The following is an 18,498-nucleotide window of genomic DNA, read 5'->3' on the forward strand; positions in this document are numbered from 1 at the left end:
GATGAATAGTTTAGCTTTTATATTAATTTTTCCGTTGCTCGGAGCGCTGATATTATTCTTATGCCCTAAGAATTTCAAGCTCCTAAGCTCGCTACACGTTTTGATTTCTGCAGTTACATCCGCAGGGCTACTCTGTAACGTAGGCAAGCTTATCAGCGGCAACTTCGAGGCTTTTTACGCATACGATAAATTTCTATTCCTAGATAGCCTAGGTTGCGTATTTTTAGTGCTAATCGCCGTAACGGGCTTTTTGGTAAATTTATACTCCACCACCTATATGAAATGGGAGATACAGGGCGGTCATCTGGATCTTAGCGATCTTAGAAAATACTACGCGCTCTGCCACGTTTTCGTTTTTACGATGACGCTTAGCGTGATCTGTAACAACGTTGCGTTTATGTGGGCTGCAGTAGAGGCCACTACGTTAGCATCGGTATTTTTGGTCGCTATTCATAAAGACAAAAAATCTACCGAGAGCGGTTACAAATATATCGTTATCTGCTCGATCGGCTTAGCGTTTGCGCTTTATGCGACCGTTTTACTATATGCGGCTACATTCAAAATCACGGGCGATGGCGAGGCTTCGATGCTTTGGACTAGCATTATGGATCACGCCAAAGGCTTAAACAAAGATGCCGCTAAGCTTATCTTTATATTCGCTCTAATAGGCTTTGGAACTAAAGCAGGACTTGCTCCTACTCACACTTGGCTTCCTGACGTTCACGCAGAAGGTCCGGCTCCTATTTCAGCATTACTTTCGGGTGTGCTTTTAAAATGTGCGATGCTAGCGATATTTAGATATTACGCGGTAACCGCCGAAGCGGTAGGGCCAGACTTCGTTAAGCACGTGATGCTGATCTCGGGCACGATCACGCTATTTATAGCAGGAATTTTCCTCGTTCGCCAGCACGACGTGAAAAGGATGTTTGCTTACCACTCGGTCGTTCATATGGGTGTTATTGCATTTGCGCTAGGTATCGGCGGATATTTTGGCTTGCTTGCCGCGATCTTTCACTGCTTAGCTCACAGCTTTACTAAGGCTCTTGCATTCTGCTCTACCGGTAATATCGCTAGAATTTACGGTCACAAAGATATGACTAGAATGGGCGGTATGGTAAAAATCGCTCCGCTTACTACGATAATGTTTGGTGCTGCGGTTTGCTCGCTCGTAGGTGTTCCTGCGTTTGCGATCTTTGTAAGCGAATTTAACGTTTTCAAAGGCGCGATAGCCAGCGGTCAATACATAGCCGTAGCATTATTTGCGATCGCGCTCGTAATTATTTTCATTGCGGACTTCGCGCACTTTAATCTAGCGAGCTTCGGTACGCCTAAAGGTGAAGTGGTTTATGCTAAAGAGATGAGCTTGTTTGAAAATTTACCGCTAATCTTGCTTTGCGCTTTAGTGATAATTTTCGGCGTATGGCACGTAGGTGATTTTTGGATGCTCGTCGAAAACGGCGTTAGAATAATGATGAGAGGTTAAAAATGAGAGGCGATAAATTTATAGAAATTTTAAAGACCAAAGTCAAGGTCTTAGAAGTTACCCGCCAAGCCGAGGATCAAATCACCGTTTTAGTGGATAGAAATGATCTGCCGCTTGCGGTTAAGACGCTATATTATGACATCGGCGGTTTTATCAGCACGATGATCCCTAACGATGAGCGCGAGCTAAACGGAAATTTCGCGCTTTACTATGCGATATCTATGGAAGGTGGTAAGATGACCGAAGCGGAGGATTTCGCCGCAGAGGATAAATGCTTCATCACCGTTAGGACGCTAATTCCCGGATCGGATCCTACGTTCCCGTCGGTTACTCCTTTAGTGCCTGCTTGCGTATGGTACGAAAGAGAAGCCTTCGATATGTTTGGTTTAATCGCCGAAGGCTTGCCTGATAAACGCCGCTTGGTGCTAAGCGACGATTGGCCCGATGGGCTTCATCCACTTCGCAAAGACGCAATGGACTACCGCTATAGACCCGATCCTGTAGATCATAAAGACGAGCCTAATGCAGAGTTTTTATTTCCTAGCGGCGACGGCGTAGTAGATGTTCCACTTGGACCTCTTCACGTAACGAGTGATGAGCCGGGACACTTCAGACTATTTTGCGACGGCGATGAGATTATCGATGCAGACTACCGCTTGTTTTATCAGCACCGCGGTATGGAGAAGCTAGCTGAAAACCGAATGAATTACGATCAGATGGGCTATTTAGCAGAGCGCGTCTGCGGAATTTGCGGCTACGCTCACGCGATTGCGTGTATTGAAGCAGCAGAGAAAGCTATCAAGCTTGAAATTCCGCTTCGTGCGCAAGCTATCCGCGTCATCTGCCTTGAGATCGAGCGCCTTCACAGCCACCTTTTAAATATCGGTCTAGCCTGCGAGGTAACGGGTAACTACAACGCCTTCATGCATATCTTTAGGGTGCGCGAATACTCCATGGAGCTAGCTCAGCTCGTAACCGGCGGCCGCAAGACCTACGGCAATGTCATTATGGGCGGACTTCGCCGTGATATGACCGATAATGAAATTCGCAAGAGCATCGAGATCATCAACAAGCTCGACGTTCAAATTTCAGAAATTTGGGACGCTGTTATGGAGGATAAACGCCAAATCGGTCGCTGGAAAGGCGTAGGCGTATTAGATCGCAAAGTAGCGCGTGATTTTAGCCCGGTAGGTCCAAATATGAGAGCTTCCGGTTTTAAACGCGACAACCGCTACGATCACCCTTATGATTTCTTTAACAAGATAGAATTCGAAGTAGCCGTAGAGCACGGTGGCGATGTATTCAGCCGCGAAGTCGTAAGGTATAAAGAGCTCAAACAATCGATCCACATCATCAGGCAGTGCTTGCATCAAATGCCGCAAACTCCGATAATGATCGATCCACAGACTATGATCAGACCGGAAAACTACGCTTTAGGTCACGACGAAGCGCCACGCGGCGAAAATGTCCACTGGATCATGCAAGGAAACGCTCAGAAGGTTTACCGCTGGAGATGTCGCGCCGCTACGTATAACAACTGGCCGAGCTTAAGATTTCAATTCCGCGGAAATAACATCTCCGATGCGGCGCTAATCGTATGCTCGATGGATCCGTGCTACTCATGCACCGAGCGCGTAACTTTAGTCGATATTAATAGCGGAAAGAGTAAAATTCTAACCGAAAAAGACCTTAAGAAATTTTGCCAAGACGGCAAGGTTAGCAAAAAGGATTTAAGATGATGAAATTATTCGACATTACCGAAAAATATGGTAAGGCGACCTATGCTTATCCGTTTGAGCCATACATCGTGCCCGAGAATTTTCGCGGGCAGCCTGAATACACCTATGAGCTTTGCATAGGCTGTGCCGCGTGCGGTATCGCCTGCCCATCCAATGCGATTGAGCTTAAGATGAATGAAGCTCAAACCAAGCTTATTTGGGAATTTGACTGCGGACGCTGCATATTTTGCGGTCGCTGCGACGAAGTATGCCCTACGGGAGCGGTAAGGCTAGGCAATAGCTTTGAGCTAGCGGTAAAATTTGATAAAAGCGCGCTTATCCAACACGGCGAGCTTGAGATGGAAAAATGCAGCTGCTGCGGCAAGCCGATGACCCCAAAAAGGCTCATCAATTACACGCTAGAAAAGCTAAGTACGGCAAATTTGCTTCCAGGCAGATTAGAAGAAGCTAAAAAATATCTCTATATCTGTCCTGAATGCAAAAAAGCTCAAGCGGTCGAAAGAGTGACCAAAGGTATAGAGGAGGCAATAAAATGAGTTTGTATCAAGTCCCCGAAAATATTAAAAACGCAAACGATCTAACCGCAAAATTGGAGCTTTTAAAAAATATCAAACGAAGCTTCAGCGTTTATCGTATCGACTGCGGAAGTTGCAACGGCTGTGAAATCGAAATTTTTGCTTCTATCACGCCGATGTGGGATCCGGAGCGCTTCGGATTTAAACTCGTAGCCAACCCTCGCCACGCAGATATCTTAGTCTGCACCGGTCCGGTTACTCGACAGATGTATTATCCGCTGCTCCGCGCTTATGAGGCTGCACCTGATCCAAAGATCGTAGTAGCTCTTGGGGCCTGCGGAAGTACTGGCGGAATTTTTCATGACGCATATAGCGTATGGAGTGGTATAGATAAGATTGTACCGGTGGATGTTTATATCCCCGGCTGCCCTCCGCATCCTGCTAGCATCATCTATGGTCTTGGCATGGCGCTTGGCATCATCGATCAAAAGCTTCAAAAGAAGAGCTATGAGCAAGATAGCACTCTTCCGCCACCGGTTAAGAGTTCAGTTATCGGCAATATTTTATTCGAGCGCGATCTGCAAGCTGAAGCTAAGAGGCTGATGAGCTATATTTTCGGAAGAGTTTTATTCGCAAAATATATGGATGCGATCAAAACCTCATCTGACGTTCACGATCCAAAAGCTTCTCGCGAGGCTCTACTTAACGCTATCCACACCGAAGAGGATCCTAGATACGCGGAGTGTATGGCACTATTGCACAATGACGTATATCTAAAATACGCCCGCGCTACGGAGGAATTTAAGATCGATCCACAAAAAGAGGTCTGGAGCAAACGATGATTGAGGTTTTTAAGCTTACAAAGCGGCATATGGACGAAAACGAAAATTTACCTAAAGAGCTAAAGGATATCAAGGTTTTTTCCACCTGCGTCGGTCACGGCGTAGGTACGATAGATTTTAGCGAAAAGGTACTTGAGATAGACGATGAAGAATTTAAACGCATCATCGAGAACTCGGGCGACTACGTTAAATTTAAGATCGGTAACCTAAGCAAGTATTTCGAGATTGAAATTTTTGCCGAGCACGCAGCTAAGCTAATCCCTCAGCTTTGCGAATGTGAGCTTAAAGATCTGCTAAAAAATATGCGCGAAGGATATTTCGTGCTAAGGAAGGATTTTTGATGCGAAAGGCGTTGCTTTGTATCGGCAATCCCCTTCGCGGCGACGACGACGTGGGCAATGAAACAGGGCGAATAGTCGAGGCGAACCTAAAAGATTGGCGCGTTTTTTATGGGCAGGATGTGCCCGAAAACGAATTTGCAGCCCTTAGGGAATTTGCCCCTGAAATTCTGATCGTAGTAGATGCGATGAGCGGCTTTGATGAGGATAAGATAGAATTTTTCGACCTCAGCAACGATCGCGACTATATCTACTCGACGCATAACCTGCCTACGCCGGTGCTTCTAAGCTATCTGCGCAAAATTTGCCCAAAGACATTGTTTTTGGGCATAAGTGTGCTGCTCGATAACGTCCTTGATTTTAAAGAAGGGCTAAGCGAGAGCGCAAAAAAAAGTGCGCAAAAAGCTTATGAGCGTATCTTAGAAATTGATTCAAATTTAAATGAGGAGGAGTAAATGTTAAATCCTGCAGAAACCGCGCAAGCGGTGTCTAGTTCGATGCAACACAAGGCGCATACCCCGCTAATTAGCATAATTTTTCTAGCTATAATGGCGGGCGCTGCAATCGCTATGGGCGATATTTTCTGGGCTCACTCGACCGTCGGAATGGCTGAAAAGCAATCTATTGGCTTATCGAATTTCATCGGTGGTATTACCTTTAGCTGCGGTCTGATGATGGTGGTTTTTTACGGTGGGCATCTATTTACCAGCTCTGTTTTAACGGGTGTGCCTGCTGCCGATGGCAAATTACCGCTAGGTAAAACTATCGGCTATTGGGCTATCGTTTGGTGCTTTAACTTCGTAGGCGGCGCGTTAATCGCGTATATGTATTATTACTCAGGACTTCCGCTTAAATATGATGGCTACATCTTGCAGCACTTCATTCCTGCAGCAGCAGGCAAAATAAACGCACCTTTTCATGAACTATTCATCCGCGGAATTTTTTGTAACGTGTTTGTATGTATGTCTATCTGGACTGCGACCAGTGAGAGCAATCTATCGGGTAAATTCTTTGCAATTATGTGGATGATCGGCGCATTCGTAGCTTGCTCGATGGAACACTGCGTGGCAAATATGTTTATCCTAACTGAAGGCATCATCGCTAAAGGCCACTACCTTGCGGCTGCAGGTGGCGATGTAAACGCTCTTGCAAGCTCGCTTCACGGTGTAACGGCAGCTCAAATAGATTCAATAAACTGGGGAAATTTCATCGTTAAAAATATGATCCCGGTTACGCTAGGCAACATCTGCGGCGGTCTATTTTTCGTAGGCTTGGTTGGATTTATGGTAAATAAATACGATATGAAAAAGAAAGACTAATCTATCGCGCTTCAGCACGATATAAACAAAATACGGCGCGGCACTTTGCCGCGCATTTTTAATTTCTAAAATTTTAAAAATTCTCATACATAAAATTTCGCTCGATCCAAAATTTTAAATTCCATTGCAACCCATAAAATTCCAGCTTGATTTAAAATTTTAAATTCCATAGCCTGCCACTAAATTTAAAATTCCAAAGCTTTGCGTTTTAGGATAGCGGATAAAATGCAAAAGTGAATTACGTGTTAAAATTTTAAGCAAATTCAAAACAGAATTTTAAACGAGACCACAAACCCAAATTTTATATAAGTTAAAATTTTAGACGAAATCCTAACGAAATTCGGGATGGAATTCTAAAACCAAGCTCTTGATAAAAATTTTACGCTGTAAATCTAGGCAAAATCCTGCGCCTTGACTTTAGGCAAATTTCGCGCTTAAGCCGTAACGTAAGCCGCATAAATGCTTTTAAAACTCTAGCCCGAGCCTAAACACAGTAGCTAAGCAATCTGTCGTAGTCTAGGATCAAAAACTCGTGCTGACTGATTTTTTGAATTACGTTATCTTTTACAAGCTCGTTAAACGCGGTACTCGCGCTTTGGCGCTTGAGCCCCACGAAGGATGAAAGCACCTTTAGCGAAAAGGGCAAAAAGACGTATTTGTAGCCATTTTGATGAAAATTCTGCTCGTTTGCAAGCTCGATCAAAAAGCTCGCGATGCGCCCTTTTGCATTTTCAAAAAGTATAGAGCGTGTGATTTTGCGCTGCAGCAGAATTATCTCTGTTAAAATTTTTATATATGCCTCGCAAAAGCTGCGATTTGCCAAGATCTCCCCTAGTCCGCTCGCATCGATCGTATAAATCTCGCTGTCCTCTAAAAACTCAAGCGCGCAAATTTCATTAAGAATGGTAATATTGTCCTTGTTTAGGTAGTTGATGATGAATTCTTCGCCGTCTTCAAAAAACGAAAGCTTCGCCTGCCCGCTTTTAAAAATAAAAACTTTGGGCGCCTCGCTATAAAAAACATAGCCTTTTTTGATGACTTGGTGCTCGAACATTGCAAGCTCCTCGTCGCTAAGCGTGGCGATAGCCTCGGTTTGCAGTAGTCCCAGCCGCGATTTTTCCATATAACCTCCAAAAGCTAAGAATTATACAATGAAATATTTAGACAAAGATAAAGCTGCGCGGATTAAATTTACCATCCGCACTATGGCTGCGCATCTAGGTCGCCGGAGCTAATAAATTTTATAGCTTTTAAAATTCTAAATTTTACCCGCGCTTTGCATCGCGTAAAATTTCAAAAATTTATTGAGCCTTATGCGGCGAAATTATAGCCAAAACCCGTGGCGCGAATTTAAAATTCTGTCTTTAAATAAAAATTCATATCATTTCATTGAAATTTTATTTAGCAAGGATATAATAATGCATATTAAAAATAAGCGGTATTTTGCTCGCGATGACACCGCAAGAAAGGCACTTCATGCAAAAGTTAAATTTTAAAGATAACGTCTCCGAGACGCTACTAATCAACGTCTATATGCGCCATTTGGATTTTAAAGACAAGGATCCGATCCTAAATGATCCCTTTTCAAGCGCCGTCGTAGAGCAGATCGATTATGATTTTGCGAAATTTAACGACGCGCGCCTTAGCAAGACGGGCACGGTGATCCGCGCGAAATTTTTCGACGACGAGACGCTGCGACTCGCGGCGGAGTTCGACCGCCCTATCATCGTACAACTTGGCGCAGGGCTCGACACCCGCCCGCTTAGGCTCCAGCACGCCCTACCGAGCGCCCTATTTTACGACCTCGACCTGCCCGACGTCATCGCCATGCGCGACGCACTGCTGCCCAAAGCAAAGAACAATTTCAGCCTGCCCTACTCGATGCTAGACCTTTCGTGGATGGACGAGCTGGCCGCAAAGCACGGTAGCGCGGGCTACATCTTCATTTTAGAGGGGGTGAGTATGTATTTTGAAAAGGAGGAATTTAAAGAATTTTTTATCGCGCTTGCGCAAAAATTCCGCGGCTACGTGCTGAGCGACTTTATGAGCGAGTTTTCGGTTAGAAAATTCGACTCAAAGCGCCACGACGCGATGCGACACATGCAAAACGCGCCCTTTAAAATGGGCATCGGCGGCGGCGCGGAGGTACAGGACTGGGATAGCGCGCATATCAGATTCGTCAGGGAGGCCGCGATGCTAAAAATGTATAAAAGCCACTGGAGCCTCAAAGGGCGCCTCTTTAGCCTAATCCCCGCTTTTTGCAACGCGTGCAAGATGTTCGTTTTCAAAATCGGCGGTGATGAATAGGCTTAAAAATTTCAGTTGATTGCTTTTCAAATTTCGACAGCTAAGGCGCGAATTCTAAGCTGCTTATCTGGCAAGCTGGCATGCAGAGCAAACAGCACATACCGCTTTGCTTAATGCTTGAGTAAAATTATAAAAACGCTTTAAAATTTTGCTTAAATTTACCTCGATTTATAGGAATTTAAGAGTTTTTAAAATATATTTTCGCATCTTAAATTCACGGAAAAGATCATGCAAAATTTTCTCGACAAACTCACCGCCACAATTGACGCAATCAACTCCTTTTTGTGGGGTCCGTACTTTCTAATCGCCCTACTTTGCGGTACCGGCGCGTATTTTACGGCGCGTTTGCACCTGGTGCAGATTTTTAAATTTAGAATGGGTGCGCGCAAGCTCTTCGGCAACTTCTCCCTGCACGGCGAGGCTGCGGGCAAAAGTGGTATGAGCTCGTTCCAAGCCGTCGCCACGGCAATCGCGGCGCAGGTCGGTACGGGCAACCTGGTAGGCGCCAGCACCGCGTTAGTGATGGGCGGGCCGGGCGCCATATTTTGGATGTGGTGCGCGGCGTTTTTAGGCATGGCAACGAACTTTGCAGAGATCTGCCTGGCTCAAATTTACCGCACCAAGGACGACAGCGGACATATGATCGGAGGGCCCGCGTTTTACATCAGTCGCGGACTCAAAAGCCCCCTTGCCAAGCCTTTAGCGGCGTTTTTTGCGCTAGCCATCATCTTTGCTTTGGGTTTCATGGGCAATATGGTGCAAGCAAACTCCATCTCCGACGGCTTTAGCAGTGCATTTGGAATCCCGAAGTGGGCAAGCGGCGCAGCCTTAGCGCTCATCTGCTGCGTCATCTTTTTTGGTGGCGTCAAAGCGATCGCGCGCGTAGCCGAAAAGGTCGTGCCACTAATGGCGATCTGCTACGTGCTGGTAGGTCTCGTCATCATCGGCTCAAATTTCGATAAAATTCCATCCGTCATTGCGCTGATATTCAAAGCCGCGTTTGATCCATCGGCTGCCTGGGGCGGCGCTACGGGCGCTACGATCGCTACTGCGATGAGATACGGCATCGCGCGCGGGCTCTTTTCAAACGAAGCGGGCATGGGCTCGACGCCGCACGCACACGCCGCAGCGAACGTCAAACACCCCGTAGATCAAGCCGTGCTCGGCATAATGGGCGTTTTCGTCGATACATTCATCGTGCTTAACATCACCGTTTTCGTCGTGCTCAGCACCGACGTAGTCACCTTCGAAAACGGCAAGGCGGTATTTTCGGGCATCTCGCTGGTGCAGGAAGCCTTCGGATCGCAGATTTTAGGTCACAGCGGCGGCTACGGCTTCGTGGCGATCTGCCTGTTTTTCTTCGCATTTACTACGATTTTGGGCTGGTATTACTTCGCCGAGATCAACGTGCGATACCTCCTGGGCGCAAAATTCGTCAAGCTCTTGCAAATTTTAGTCGTCGCATTCGTATTCATAGGAAGCGTGCAAAAGATCGACCTAGTCTGGGGACTAGCCGATATGTTTAACGGACTGATGGTGATCCCCAACTTAATCGCAATCATCCTACTTAGCCCCGTTGTCGTGCGGCTTTTGAGCGACTTTAACGACGGCAAAAGCTACGACGCGAACGACTACAAATGACGCCGCGCGCTAAATTTCAAGCTCGCACTTGAAATTTAGCGCAAAATTTAGAATTTTAAAATTCTTTTCTAGCTAAAATCTTAGCCTAAATTTTATGATTTAAGGAGAACGCATGCAAATTTTAAGGAGCGAAAAATGCCCGTTTTAAAGGCATTGCTGACCGGGCAACCGCGCGCTTACGGCGACGAGCGCGCCACGCAGCCTCTAAAAAGGCGCTGGGAGACGGCGATTTTTAAGCAAGCCAGAGCGGGCGAAGTGCGCGCGAACGAGCTTGGGTTCGAGGGCGATGCGGTAGCCGACACGCTGCATCACGGTGGCACGGAAAAGGCGATTTTTGCCAACTCGCTGCAAAATTACGCCGCGTGGGAGAGGTTTTTGGGGCTTAAAAATCTAGCTTACGGCGCAATGGGCGAAAACCTCACGATCAGCGGACTACACGAGCAAAACGTATGCATCGGCGATGTGCACCGCATAGGCTCGCTGGTACTGCAAGTAAGCCAGCCGCGCAAGCCCTGCTACAAGCTCTCGATGCGCTGGGGCAACGCGGAGATGACGGCGGAGATCGCGCGCAGCGGACTTACCGGCTGGTACTACCGCGTGCTGGAGGCGGGCTCGTGCCGCGCGGGCGACGAGATCTACGTCGTAGAGCGCGACCCCGCTATGATGAGCGTGATGGAGCTAAATCATCTATTTTATGGCGATCGTATCGATGAAGAGTTGTTAGCAAAATTTAACCTACTTACGACGCTTACGCCAAAATGGCGCGAGGATATGCGCCGCAAGCTAGAAGGTAGCTACGACGACGGCTTTATGCGGCTATGAAATTTAGCCTCGAAGCGGCGTTTTAAAATAGCAAAGTAGTGCCGCGCCTTGTTGTTTTAAAACACACTCTTGGCGCGGATTTCAAAATACTTTCCAAGCCGCCGATGCTAAGTTTCAAGACACTTCTTGGCTACTCAATATCGGCTTACAAAAAAATACTTTCTTGATGCAAGCTGCAAATTCAGACTAAATTCCAAAGACGAAATTTTAATTTGATCCGCGCTGATCGCGCGCAAATGCGATCTGTTTTCACACTCTGTTTTGCAGTGCGACACAGGCTGCAAGCAAAATTAAAGACGCAAATTTAACCGCACTTAGAATTTAAGCCGCTATGAAGTCTAAATTTAACCGCACATTCAAAGCCGCACGCGCCGCTCTTTGTAAATTTTAAAATTTAAAAGCGGTAAATTTAATCACCTTGTTACGCAGCGATTTTTTCCAAAATCAAAAAGCGAACTATTTTTACTCGCGTAACACACTCATCTCGCACATTTAGCGGCGTGGCTCTTACGCTGCAAACGAGCTTTCTCAAAGCTTTGTAACGCGCGCCAAATTAGACGTGTCAGATGCTTCGCCAAGCGCCTTTCAAAGCTCATTTATAGTGCTTGCTATAAGTAGAATTTTGCGCGGCGCGGCAACAATTACGACCTTTAAGAGCGCACACCGCAGCTCAAAAGCCTATTTCAGCTTTTTAAAACCGCGCTCCGTAAGGCTCAAAGTTCACTTCCGCACTCAATCAACTACTGTAATCCCCGCATCCGTGCAGGCTTTTCGCGCCTTTTTAGATATGCCGATGCCGGTCGTCTCGATTTTTTTAAGATTTTTGAATTGCGCAAGCTCGACAGCATCGATATTTTTGATGTCAAAAAGCCCGTCCTCGCCGTCCCAATCAGGCGCGATTTGCAGATAAATTTCATTTCCGCCGTCAAGATAGAGCTCGCTCACCCGCTCCGCCAAATCTGCAGGGACCGGATAGTCCTTAAACCACTTTTTGGCTTGCGGCAGCGCGCCAAAGTCCGCATACGGGTCGATGCCGCGCTCCTCGCAGTACTCAAACACATCAAATTTGGGCTCCAGCAAGGCTTTTTCATACATCAGCTCGTTCATCACGGCGATTTTGAAATTGAAATTTTTAAACAGAAGCGTCTCGCCAGCCGCGCGCGGAAGCTTAAATTTATCGCTCGGCATCGGCTTTACCTTTTTCTCTTTTTGATTGATGCAGACGCGCCCTATCGGCATTTTCGCAGCTCGCACGATGTCTGCGATCTCGTCCGTATCGCGCTTAGCGAAGCGCTCGGCGAAGTCCATCGTGCCTATGCGCTCCTGCACGGCCTCGGCTAGAGCTAGCGAGACTTCGAATTTGCCTAGGCTAAGCTCCTATATATGCGCCGCGCAGCTCCTGCTCAGGCACGGCCTCAAGCGGCGGCCTGCCCTCAAGCGTGAATGCGCCGCCGTAGAGCTTGCGCGGAACCTCGTGCTGCACGCCCTTTGCGACCTCAAGCATCAAAACTATCTCGGAAAGCTTCGGTTCTGCGAGCTCACCTGCGCGCACGAAGGCGAAAATCCCCGCCTCATCCCAAAAATAGCGGCTTTTGCCCTCTCCGTCATTGATCACGCGCGGCTGACCTAAGGCTTCGTTAAACTTAGCTAGATCAAACTCGCAGTTTACGCCGCCAATAAAAACGCCGTCCGCACGCACGTCGATGTCAAATTTTTGCTTTTTAAAAATGTCAAACAGTCCCATTTATCGCTCCTGATTTTGTCTTAAATTTCGTTTTAAAATTTTTCCAAAAACCCATAAAAATCGTCTGCAAAAAGCCTATCCTCGCTCTGCGCGTAGTCGCGCACATAGACTTTGTATTCACACGGCGCATCGTCTGCCCGCTCGCTTGCCATCTCTTTCGTCGCCCCACCTGCTGTCTCGTCTGCCATCTCGCTCGTTGTCGCGCCCGCAGTTTTGCACGTCGTTTCGTCTGCTGCTTCGGCATTCATATCGCGTGCCGTATCCGGCGATCTCTCCGCGCGCGCTTCGTCGTCCGATGCCCTATTTTCCGCACTATCGGCTACTGTCGCGACGACCGTATCGCGCACTGTCTCACCCGCAGCTTCGCCGCTCGTGCTCTCCGCAGTCTTGCCGCGCGCCGTATTGGGCGAGCCGTCCGCTATGTCGCTTGCGGGCGAAATTTTAAAATAATACTCCTCGTCCTCGAGCTGCAAAAACACGAGCTCGTCCGCGGCGAATAGGCCATTTTTCAGATTTACCTCATACGTGTAGCAGATGTCGGTATCGGCACTATCCGCGAACTCGGGCGGCGCGATCGTTTTTAGCTCCGTCCCCGCCGCGCTGATACTAGCGTATCTTAACAGCATCTGCTTATAGCTCGCAGGCAGCGCAAAGCCTAGCCGCCGCTGCGCCTGCGCGATCCACGCGGGCTCTATGTCGCTGCGCCCCGCGGACGTTTGGCGCGGCTTTTTAAAATCTAAATTTAAAAGCTCGCGCAGCTTCAAAACCAAAGCGAGCCGTTTAAAATTTCAAGCGCCTGCGCATAAAATTTCAACCGCAAACGCGAACCGGCAGAGTTCTAGCGATCTAAATTTAGCGCTAAGCCCTAGCCAGCGCTATTACTTCGATCTCTACAAGCGCGCCTTTGGGGAGTTTGGCGACCTGCACCGTGCTGCGAGCCGGCTTGTGCTCGCCGAACGCCGCTGCGTATATCTCGTTCACCGCGGCAAAATCGCCCATGTCGGCTAGGAAAATCGTCGTTTTGACGGCATCTTGCAGCGTAGCGCCCGCTTCTTTTAGGATCGCGGCGAGATTTTGCAAAACCTGCCTTGCCTGCGCCTCCACGCCGCCCGCGACGAACTCGCCGTCCGGCTTAAGCGCGATCTGCCCCGAGGTAAAGATGAGTCCGCCCGCCTTGATCGCCTGGGAGTACGGTCCGATGGCTTGCGCCGCATCGGGAGTCGAGATGATCTGCATATTAAATCCTTTGTAAAAAATTTCGCCCATTTTATCGCAAAATATTTTAGCTTTGCTTTAGGCGGCGGAATTTACGGGCGGACGGGCGTGGATGCGGCGGGTGTGATGAAATTTAATTGGCGGTTGGTAATGACTAAATTTCGGCGGGCGAGGCGAAACAGATACGCGGCAATGCGACAAATTTAAATGGCATGGATAGGCAATCGCCTACGATATTAGAGCGAAACGGCGGGCGCAGCGGTGCGGTTAAATTTATCGCACAAATACAGCGAGCAATATGGCGGGAGGTAGTTAGCGCGAAATGGCGAGCCGTGACGGCGAAACGACAAAATTCAAAATAGCTGACGGGTGCAGAAAACGGCGCGTGAAAGTGCGGCTAAATTTAATCGCTGCGAGTGGATTTGGTAGTACGTACGGGCGGCACGACGAAATGATCTATGGAGCGGTATTTTAAAATTTTGTGGGCATAAACATATAAAATTTCATAGCACGGGTACGATAGCATTGTGCACTCGGCAATACGACTACTCTATCGGCGGCGGGCAGACCGCATGAATGCATGGCGATACGACGAAATAGATATGGGTGGTGCGGTGGAATTTAACTGGCGCGAATGGGCGAAACTTCATCAGCATCGTTGCGGCATCAAATCAAATCCTAGCACCATCAAGATCGCAATGTCGCGACAGCAAAACTGAGCCCGCCCACGGTAGCGATACGGGCAGAGGGGCGGTAAAAGCAGCGCCAAAATCGTCACCATCGCAGCAGAAAGAACAGCGCCGTCTAATAAGCCAGTGCGACACCGCGCAACGCAATTAAAATCCTCGCGGTAGCAAGCGCGGCAACGAAGTTGTCGATGTAGCGGAGCAAAATTAACGCTACCAAAATAATAAAATCAAAGACCTCGCGACAAGCGAGGCTTCCGACGCAACGGCAACAGAATCAACATCGCAGCAGCGGGAAATTAGCGTAGTCGTGACAAGATCAGCGCGAAGCTACGATATAATCGACGCCATCGAAGCGAGACTGGTGCGACCCTACAGCAAGATCTGCGCTACTGCGGCAGCAAGATCGGCGTCATTGCGGCAAATCGGCGAGGGTTCATAAAATTTTACGCGAAATTTTATACGAAATCCTGTATAAAATTCTATGATTTTGGCTTGAGATCGGCCCGAGATCGATCCTCAACCAGTCTGTAATCAACTTGCGATTAGTCCGTAAAGTAGCTTTAAAATCGTGGCGGCAACGACGAATAGAAGCATCTTACGCACAAATTTCACGTCGCATCGCATCACTAGGCTTGAGCCTGCGAAGCTGCCCGCGATCTGTCCGACCGCCATCACCGCTCCGACGAGCCATAAAATCTGCCCGCCGATGATAAAAACGCCCAAAGAGACGATGTTTGAGGTGAAATTTAAAACCTTCGTGTGTGCGACCGCCTTTTTCATATAAAGCCCTAAAATTCCCACGAGTGCAAACGTCCAAAACGAGCCCGTGCCTGGACCGAAAAATCCGTCGTAAAACCCTAAAACAAGCCCAAAAATCGCGTAAAAGCTCTTTTTTGACATCTTGGGCCTTGCGGGCGCTTCGCCTAGGTTCGGCGAAAAAATCATATAAAAGAAAAGCGCCAGCAGCAGGATCGGAATGAGATAGTTTAGGAATTTCGCATCGATTAGAAGCAGGACATAAGCGCCGACGAGCCCGCCTACGAACGTAAAAATCACGCCGCGCAGGATCTCCGCCGCATCGACATAGCCCTTGCGGATGAAATTTAAAGCGGCGGTGAAGCTTCCGAAGCTGCCTTGAAATCTATTTGTGGCGATCGCTACATGCGGCGGAACGCCCACGGCAAGCAGCGCAGGCAGCGATATCAGCCCGCCGCCGCCTGCGATCGAGTCGATAAATCCGCCGAAAAACGCCGCCGTAAAAAGCACCGCAAACTGCCAAAGCTCAAGCTCCATTTTTGTCCTTTTTTAATTTCCAATATTTTACAAAAGGTGAACTTAAATTTTAACCGCCGTACATCGCAACAACAAATCGTATGCTATAATAGTAAAAAATAAGGATAAAGAATGAATAATGGTTTCAAAAAAATCATCGATCTAATTTTAAAAATTTTCATCATAAGTGTATCTATTTTAGGAACAATCATTATATTAATAATAGCATTGGTTATAGCGGGAATTTATTTAAAGCCGTATGGCGATTTTTGGAATGTAAAGAATAATAATTTTGAGGAACTCAATGCTTTAACAGATAATGCAGATATGGATGGATTGCTTTTATATCGTAGAAAAATTCAACCAAACGCTGCAGATAGTTTAGATGAAATCTGCTATGTTCATTACGTAAAGTTAAATTCTACCAATGGCATAACAGAAAAGAAGCTCATTGAAAACGGCTACAAACCATCTGATAAATCCAATTGCGTCGCCCAAGACAGTAATCTGACAGAACTAACAGAGATCACATTTGCAGCACCGTTTTTTCATTATCTAGGTTATAGCGATATATTCAAATTCAACAAAATATATTTAGTCTATGGCTCGACATCTCACTTAGATGTATCTACCATAAGCGCGAAAAATGGACAAATCTGGCAAAAAAAAGGACATGAAATTATTATCTATCCAGGAGAAAATATAATTCAAAAAAACAGACTATTCACCGAATGCTTCGGTCCACTCGGTATGTGCAATTAAAACTGAAATCAATCGGCTAGTAAAGCCAAAATTTTATCTATCTCGCCGCTCTGTCCGAGGCGGTACAGCGCGAAGTCGTATTTGATGGGATCGCTCGGATCGAAGCGCCTTAAGCTTTGTGTAAGCTGCAAAACCGCCTCGAAATCGTAACTCTTGCGATCGATCAGCCCAAGCTTAAGCGAAACTTTATGCGTGTGGGTATCGAGCGGGATGAGGAGGCGCGATTTTTCGATCTTTTTGTACAGCCCCAGATCGATGTCGCTGTCGCGCACCGCCCAGCGCAGGAAAAGATTGTAACGCTTATACGGCGACGTGGGCTTTTGCGCGAAGCCACGCCCGAAAAAAAACTCATATCCCGGGCTGCGATAGGGATTTAATTTGTAAATTTCGCCGATTAAAAAATTTATCCCATTCTCGATCCGTCCGCTTTTTTGCATACCGCAAAGCACGCTCTCCTCGATACTAAGGCTGTTTTTAAGCCGCTTTAAAGTTATAAAAATTTCAGCGACGTCGCGCGGGCTTTGAAATCTATATTTTTTGCCCGCAAGCTCCGCTCTCATGCGCTCATCGCTCGCGTCCAAAAGCGAAAAATCAAGCGAGCGGAGGAATTTTAAAATTTGAGCCGCGCTCCCGTAAGCAAACAGCGCGCAGATAAGCGCTACTACGTCGTTTCGATGTCCCTTTGCGACCTGCAGCGGATCGGGCGCGCCGAAAAGATCCGCGTCGCAATTTTTCAAATCGGCGTAATAATCTAAAATTTGCTTTAAGCTTTTCATTTTGCGTAGTAACTCATCGTCGTAGCGCCGAATTTACGTGATTTAAGCAGCGCGAAATCGCCGATTTTAGGCGGCAGCTCAAGCTCGCTCATATGCTCAATCGCGATTAGCAGCTCGCACTGCACGGAGCCCAGGCGCGCTATCAGCGCCAGCACCCGCTCGTAAATCCCACCAAAACCCTGCCTGATCGCAAACGGCGGATCCAGATAGACAAACACTCTGCGCGCGGGATCGGAGACGGAATTTTCGCCGGAATTTACAGCATGGCTTTCGCTAGAATTTGCGGCAGAGCATTCGCCTAAATCGTTTGCGGCAGCACTTTCGCCCAAACTGCAGGCAAAATTTTCGTGGGAATTAGCGGCGAAATTTTTTCCTGAACCGCGGGTTAAATTTACGTTTGGGCGCGAATTTTCTTCGCAACTAGCACCAAAATTACCACTAGAATTCGCAGTGGAATTTTTTCTTGAATCATAGATGAAATTTGCGCTTGAATATAAACTTTCTCCGCAACTAGTGCTAAAATTCTCGCCTAAATTTAAGATTTCTTTCTCTTCGCAGCTCGCGCCTAAGCCCGTACTGCGATTTGCGTCAAAATTAGAGCTCTCGCCGCATTTTGAGCTTAAATTTAAGTTGCAATTAGCGGTCTCGGTGCTGCTCGCGTCGTATTGAGAAGCGCAGTTATCGTCAAACTTTTCGCTAAAGCTCGCGACGTCCGTGGCTAGCGAATTCATGCAGTATTTTATGCTAGTAGCGCTCGCATAATCGACAATCTGGGCACAATCGCCAAAGCCCTCGCCCGCGCAATCGTCATTTGCGCCGCCCTGTGCGCTATTTTGCACTCTGTCAGACATACTGCTTCGCGTGCCACATTTTGCCAAATATTTCACGCCGCTTTGCGCTTCTACGCTTTGCTCGGCGTGGTATCCGTTCTCGCCCTGCTCTACGCCACTAAAGCTTTTGCGGCAGCCCACTTTTTCGCTGCCTAAATTTTCACAGTAGGCGGCGTCGACAGCGCAGTCTTTGTCCAAATTTTT

The 18,498-nt window shown here is 47.4% G+C and carries 21 protein-coding genes; 12 read left to right on the forward strand and 9 right to left on the reverse strand.

Translation table 11 applies throughout. The features are described from left to right. The first annotated feature begins 1 nt into the window (after position 1). The 7 genes from Q0600_RS03615 to Q0600_RS03645 are packed head-to-tail and all read left to right on the forward strand — an operon-like array spanning position 2 to position 6,236. Positions 2-1,483, forward strand: coding sequence for a hydrogenase 4 subunit F (locus Q0600_RS03615; protein WP_177386904.1), 1,482 nt, complete (start codon positions 2-4; stop codon positions 1,481-1,483). A 2-nt stretch (positions 1,484-1,485) separates the two neighbouring features. Next, positions 1,486-3,222, forward strand: coding sequence for a hydrogenase large subunit (locus tag Q0600_RS03620; RefSeq protein ID WP_005871901.1), 1,737 nt, complete (start codon positions 1,486-1,488; stop codon positions 3,220-3,222). Beyond that, positions 3,219-3,758, forward strand: coding sequence for a formate hydrogenlyase complex iron-sulfur subunit (locus Q0600_RS03625; protein ID WP_177386902.1), 540 nt, complete (start codon positions 3,219-3,221; stop codon positions 3,756-3,758). The genes Q0600_RS03620 and Q0600_RS03625 overlap by 4 nt, the downstream gene beginning before the upstream one ends. Then, positions 3,755-4,579, forward strand: coding sequence for an NADH-quinone oxidoreductase subunit B family protein (locus Q0600_RS03630; protein WP_297960608.1), 825 nt, complete (start codon positions 3,755-3,757; stop codon positions 4,577-4,579). Before Q0600_RS03625 ends, Q0600_RS03630 begins: the two co-directional genes overlap by 4 nt. Beyond that, positions 4,576-4,920 carry a formate hydrogenlyase maturation HycH family protein gene (locus Q0600_RS03635; protein WP_005871907.1) on the forward strand — a complete coding sequence of 115 codons (345 nt, stop codon included), beginning with the start codon at positions 4,576-4,578 and terminating at the stop codon, positions 4,918-4,920. The genes Q0600_RS03630 and Q0600_RS03635 overlap by 4 nt, the downstream gene beginning before the upstream one ends. Beyond that, positions 4,920-5,372: a hydrogenase 3 maturation endopeptidase HyCI gene (locus tag Q0600_RS03640; protein WP_291936428.1), complete on the forward strand. Its 453-nt coding sequence runs from the start codon at positions 4,920-4,922 to the stop codon at positions 5,370-5,372. The genes Q0600_RS03635 and Q0600_RS03640 overlap by 1 nt, the downstream gene beginning before the upstream one ends. Beyond that, complete coding sequence (locus tag Q0600_RS03645; protein ID WP_005871911.1) at positions 5,373-6,236, forward strand: formate/nitrite transporter family protein; 864 nt, start codon at positions 5,373-5,375, stop codon at positions 6,234-6,236. A 484-nt stretch (positions 6,237-6,720) separates the two neighbouring features. Here the strand turns inward: Q0600_RS03645 and Q0600_RS03650 are convergent, their stop codons facing one another. Then, entirely contained in the window at positions 6,721-7,359 is a 639-nt protein-coding gene (locus Q0600_RS03650) for a Crp/Fnr family transcriptional regulator (protein WP_005871915.1), read from the reverse strand. Between the two features lie 353 nt (positions 7,360-7,712). Between Q0600_RS03650 and Q0600_RS03655 the strand changes: the two genes are divergently transcribed. The 3 genes from Q0600_RS03655 to Q0600_RS03665 all read left to right on the forward strand — a co-directional run bounded on the left by Q0600_RS03655 (position 7,713) and on the right by Q0600_RS03665 (position 11,006). Beyond that, positions 7,713-8,543 carry a class I SAM-dependent methyltransferase gene (locus Q0600_RS03655; RefSeq protein WP_298757012.1) on the forward strand — a complete coding sequence of 277 codons (831 nt, stop codon included), beginning with the start codon at positions 7,713-7,715 and terminating at the stop codon, positions 8,541-8,543. 228 nt (positions 8,544-8,771) lie between these two features. Continuing rightward, positions 8,772-10,184 (forward strand): sodium:alanine symporter family protein, encoded by a 1,413-nt coding sequence (locus tag Q0600_RS03660; protein ID WP_298757014.1) that lies wholly within the window; start codon positions 8,772-8,774, stop codon positions 10,182-10,184. Positions 10,185-10,319: 135 nt separating this feature from the next. Next, positions 10,320-11,006 carry an MOSC domain-containing protein gene (locus Q0600_RS03665; RefSeq protein ID WP_298757017.1) on the forward strand — a complete coding sequence of 229 codons (687 nt, stop codon included), beginning with the start codon at positions 10,320-10,322 and terminating at the stop codon, positions 11,004-11,006. Between the two features lie 732 nt (positions 11,007-11,738). Here Q0600_RS03665 and Q0600_RS03670 read toward each other — a convergent pair. The 5 genes from Q0600_RS03670 to Q0600_RS03690 form a co-directional block, all read right to left on the reverse strand. After that, positions 11,739-12,335, reverse strand: coding sequence for a hypothetical protein (locus tag Q0600_RS03670; RefSeq protein WP_298757020.1), 597 nt, complete (start codon positions 12,333-12,335; stop codon positions 11,739-11,741). A gap of 40 nt (positions 12,336-12,375) precedes the next feature. After that, entirely contained in the window at positions 12,376-12,750 is a 375-nt protein-coding gene (locus Q0600_RS03675; protein ID WP_298757023.1) for a hypothetical protein, read from the reverse strand. 32 nt (positions 12,751-12,782) lie between these two features. Next, positions 12,783-13,520 carry a hypothetical protein gene (locus Q0600_RS03680; protein WP_298757025.1) on the reverse strand — a complete coding sequence of 246 codons (738 nt, stop codon included), beginning with the start codon at positions 13,518-13,520 and terminating at the stop codon, positions 12,783-12,785. A gap of 88 nt (positions 13,521-13,608) precedes the next feature. Beyond that, entirely contained in the window at positions 13,609-13,986 is a 378-nt protein-coding gene (locus tag Q0600_RS03685; protein ID WP_295151622.1) for a RidA family protein, read from the reverse strand. Between the two features lie 382 nt (positions 13,987-14,368). After that, positions 14,369-14,491, reverse strand: coding sequence for a hypothetical protein (locus tag Q0600_RS03690; RefSeq protein ID WP_298757028.1), 123 nt, complete (start codon positions 14,489-14,491; stop codon positions 14,369-14,371). A gap of 46 nt (positions 14,492-14,537) precedes the next feature. Between Q0600_RS03690 and Q0600_RS03695 the strand changes: the two genes are divergently transcribed. Then, positions 14,538-14,684 carry a hypothetical protein gene (locus Q0600_RS03695; protein WP_298757031.1) on the forward strand — a complete coding sequence of 49 codons (147 nt, stop codon included), beginning with the start codon at positions 14,538-14,540 and terminating at the stop codon, positions 14,682-14,684. Between the two features lie 501 nt (positions 14,685-15,185). Here Q0600_RS03695 and Q0600_RS03700 read toward each other — a convergent pair. Then, entirely contained in the window at positions 15,186-15,947 is a 762-nt protein-coding gene (locus tag Q0600_RS03700) for a TSUP family transporter (RefSeq protein ID WP_298757033.1), read from the reverse strand. A 111-nt stretch (positions 15,948-16,058) separates the two neighbouring features. On the opposite strand from Q0600_RS03700, the gene Q0600_RS03705 reads away from it, so the two are divergent. After that, positions 16,059-16,688 carry a hypothetical protein gene (locus Q0600_RS03705; RefSeq protein ID WP_298757036.1) on the forward strand — a complete coding sequence of 210 codons (630 nt, stop codon included), beginning with the start codon at positions 16,059-16,061 and terminating at the stop codon, positions 16,686-16,688. A gap of 8 nt (positions 16,689-16,696) precedes the next feature. Here Q0600_RS03705 and Q0600_RS03710 read toward each other — a convergent pair whose 3' ends face one another. Continuing rightward, positions 16,697-17,464, reverse strand: coding sequence for a TIGR02757 family protein (locus Q0600_RS03710; RefSeq protein WP_298757039.1), 768 nt, complete (start codon positions 17,462-17,464; stop codon positions 16,697-16,699). After that, positions 17,461-18,315: an RsmD family RNA methyltransferase gene (locus Q0600_RS03715; protein ID WP_366517539.1), complete on the reverse strand. Its 855-nt coding sequence runs from the start codon at positions 18,313-18,315 to the stop codon at positions 17,461-17,463. The genes Q0600_RS03710 and Q0600_RS03715 overlap by 4 nt, the downstream gene beginning before the upstream one ends. Positions 18,316-18,498: the final 183 nt, after the last annotated feature.

The sequence above is a fragment of the uncultured Campylobacter sp. genome (assembly GCF_938041645.1).
Taxonomy (GTDB): Bacteria; Campylobacterota; Campylobacteria; order Campylobacterales; family Campylobacteraceae; genus Campylobacter_B.

What these genes read in the sequence shown, in the direction of transcription:
- Q0600_RS03700 (WP_298757033.1), bottom strand. Translation starts at nt 15,947, where the DNA reads ATGGAGCTTGAGCTTTGGCAGTTTGCGGTGCTTTTTACGGCGGCGTTT.
- Q0600_RS03620 (WP_005871901.1), top strand. Translation starts at nt 1,486, where the DNA reads ATGAGAGGCGATAAATTTATAGAAATTTTAAAGACCAAAGTCAAGGTC.
- Q0600_RS03640 (WP_291936428.1), top strand. Translation starts at nt 4,920, where the DNA reads ATGCGAAAGGCGTTGCTTTGTATCGGCAATCCCCTTCGCGGCGACGAC.
- Q0600_RS03635 (WP_005871907.1), top strand. Translation starts at nt 4,576, where the DNA reads ATGATTGAGGTTTTTAAGCTTACAAAGCGGCATATGGACGAAAACGAA.
- Q0600_RS03695 (WP_298757031.1), top strand. Translation starts at nt 14,538, where the DNA reads ATGAATGCATGGCGATACGACGAAATAGATATGGGTGGTGCGGTGGAA.
- Q0600_RS03685 (WP_295151622.1), bottom strand. Translation starts at nt 13,986, where the DNA reads ATGCAGATCATCTCGACTCCCGATGCGGCGCAAGCCATCGGACCGTAC.
- Q0600_RS03625 (WP_177386902.1), top strand. Translation starts at nt 3,219, where the DNA reads ATGATGAAATTATTCGACATTACCGAAAAATATGGTAAGGCGACCTAT.
- Q0600_RS03660 (WP_298757014.1), top strand. Translation starts at nt 8,772, where the DNA reads ATGCAAAATTTTCTCGACAAACTCACCGCCACAATTGACGCAATCAAC.
- Q0600_RS03710 (WP_298757039.1), bottom strand. Translation starts at nt 17,464, where the DNA reads ATGAAAAGCTTAAAGCAAATTTTAGATTATTACGCCGATTTGAAAAAT.
- Q0600_RS03665 (WP_298757017.1), top strand. Translation starts at nt 10,320, where the DNA reads ATGCCCGTTTTAAAGGCATTGCTGACCGGGCAACCGCGCGCTTACGGC.
- Q0600_RS03630 (WP_297960608.1), top strand. Translation starts at nt 3,755, where the DNA reads ATGAGTTTGTATCAAGTCCCCGAAAATATTAAAAACGCAAACGATCTA.
- Q0600_RS03675 (WP_298757023.1), bottom strand. Translation starts at nt 12,750, where the DNA reads ATGGGACTGTTTGACATTTTTAAAAAGCAAAAATTTGACATCGACGTG.
- Q0600_RS03615 (WP_177386904.1), top strand. Translation starts at nt 2, where the DNA reads ATGAATAGTTTAGCTTTTATATTAATTTTTCCGTTGCTCGGAGCGCTG.
- Q0600_RS03705 (WP_298757036.1), top strand. Translation starts at nt 16,059, where the DNA reads ATGAATAATGGTTTCAAAAAAATCATCGATCTAATTTTAAAAATTTTC.
- Q0600_RS03655 (WP_298757012.1), top strand. Translation starts at nt 7,713, where the DNA reads ATGCAAAAGTTAAATTTTAAAGATAACGTCTCCGAGACGCTACTAATC.
- Q0600_RS03690 (WP_298757028.1), bottom strand. Translation starts at nt 14,491, where the DNA reads ATGCTATCGTACCCGTGCTATGAAATTTTATATGTTTATGCCCACAAA.
- Q0600_RS03715 (WP_366517539.1), bottom strand. Translation starts at nt 18,315, where the DNA reads ATGTCTGACAGAGTGCAAAATAGCGCACAGGGCGGCGCAAATGACGAT.
- Q0600_RS03645 (WP_005871911.1), top strand. Translation starts at nt 5,373, where the DNA reads ATGTTAAATCCTGCAGAAACCGCGCAAGCGGTGTCTAGTTCGATGCAA.
- Q0600_RS03650 (WP_005871915.1), bottom strand. Translation starts at nt 7,359, where the DNA reads ATGGAAAAATCGCGGCTGGGACTACTGCAAACCGAGGCTATCGCCACG.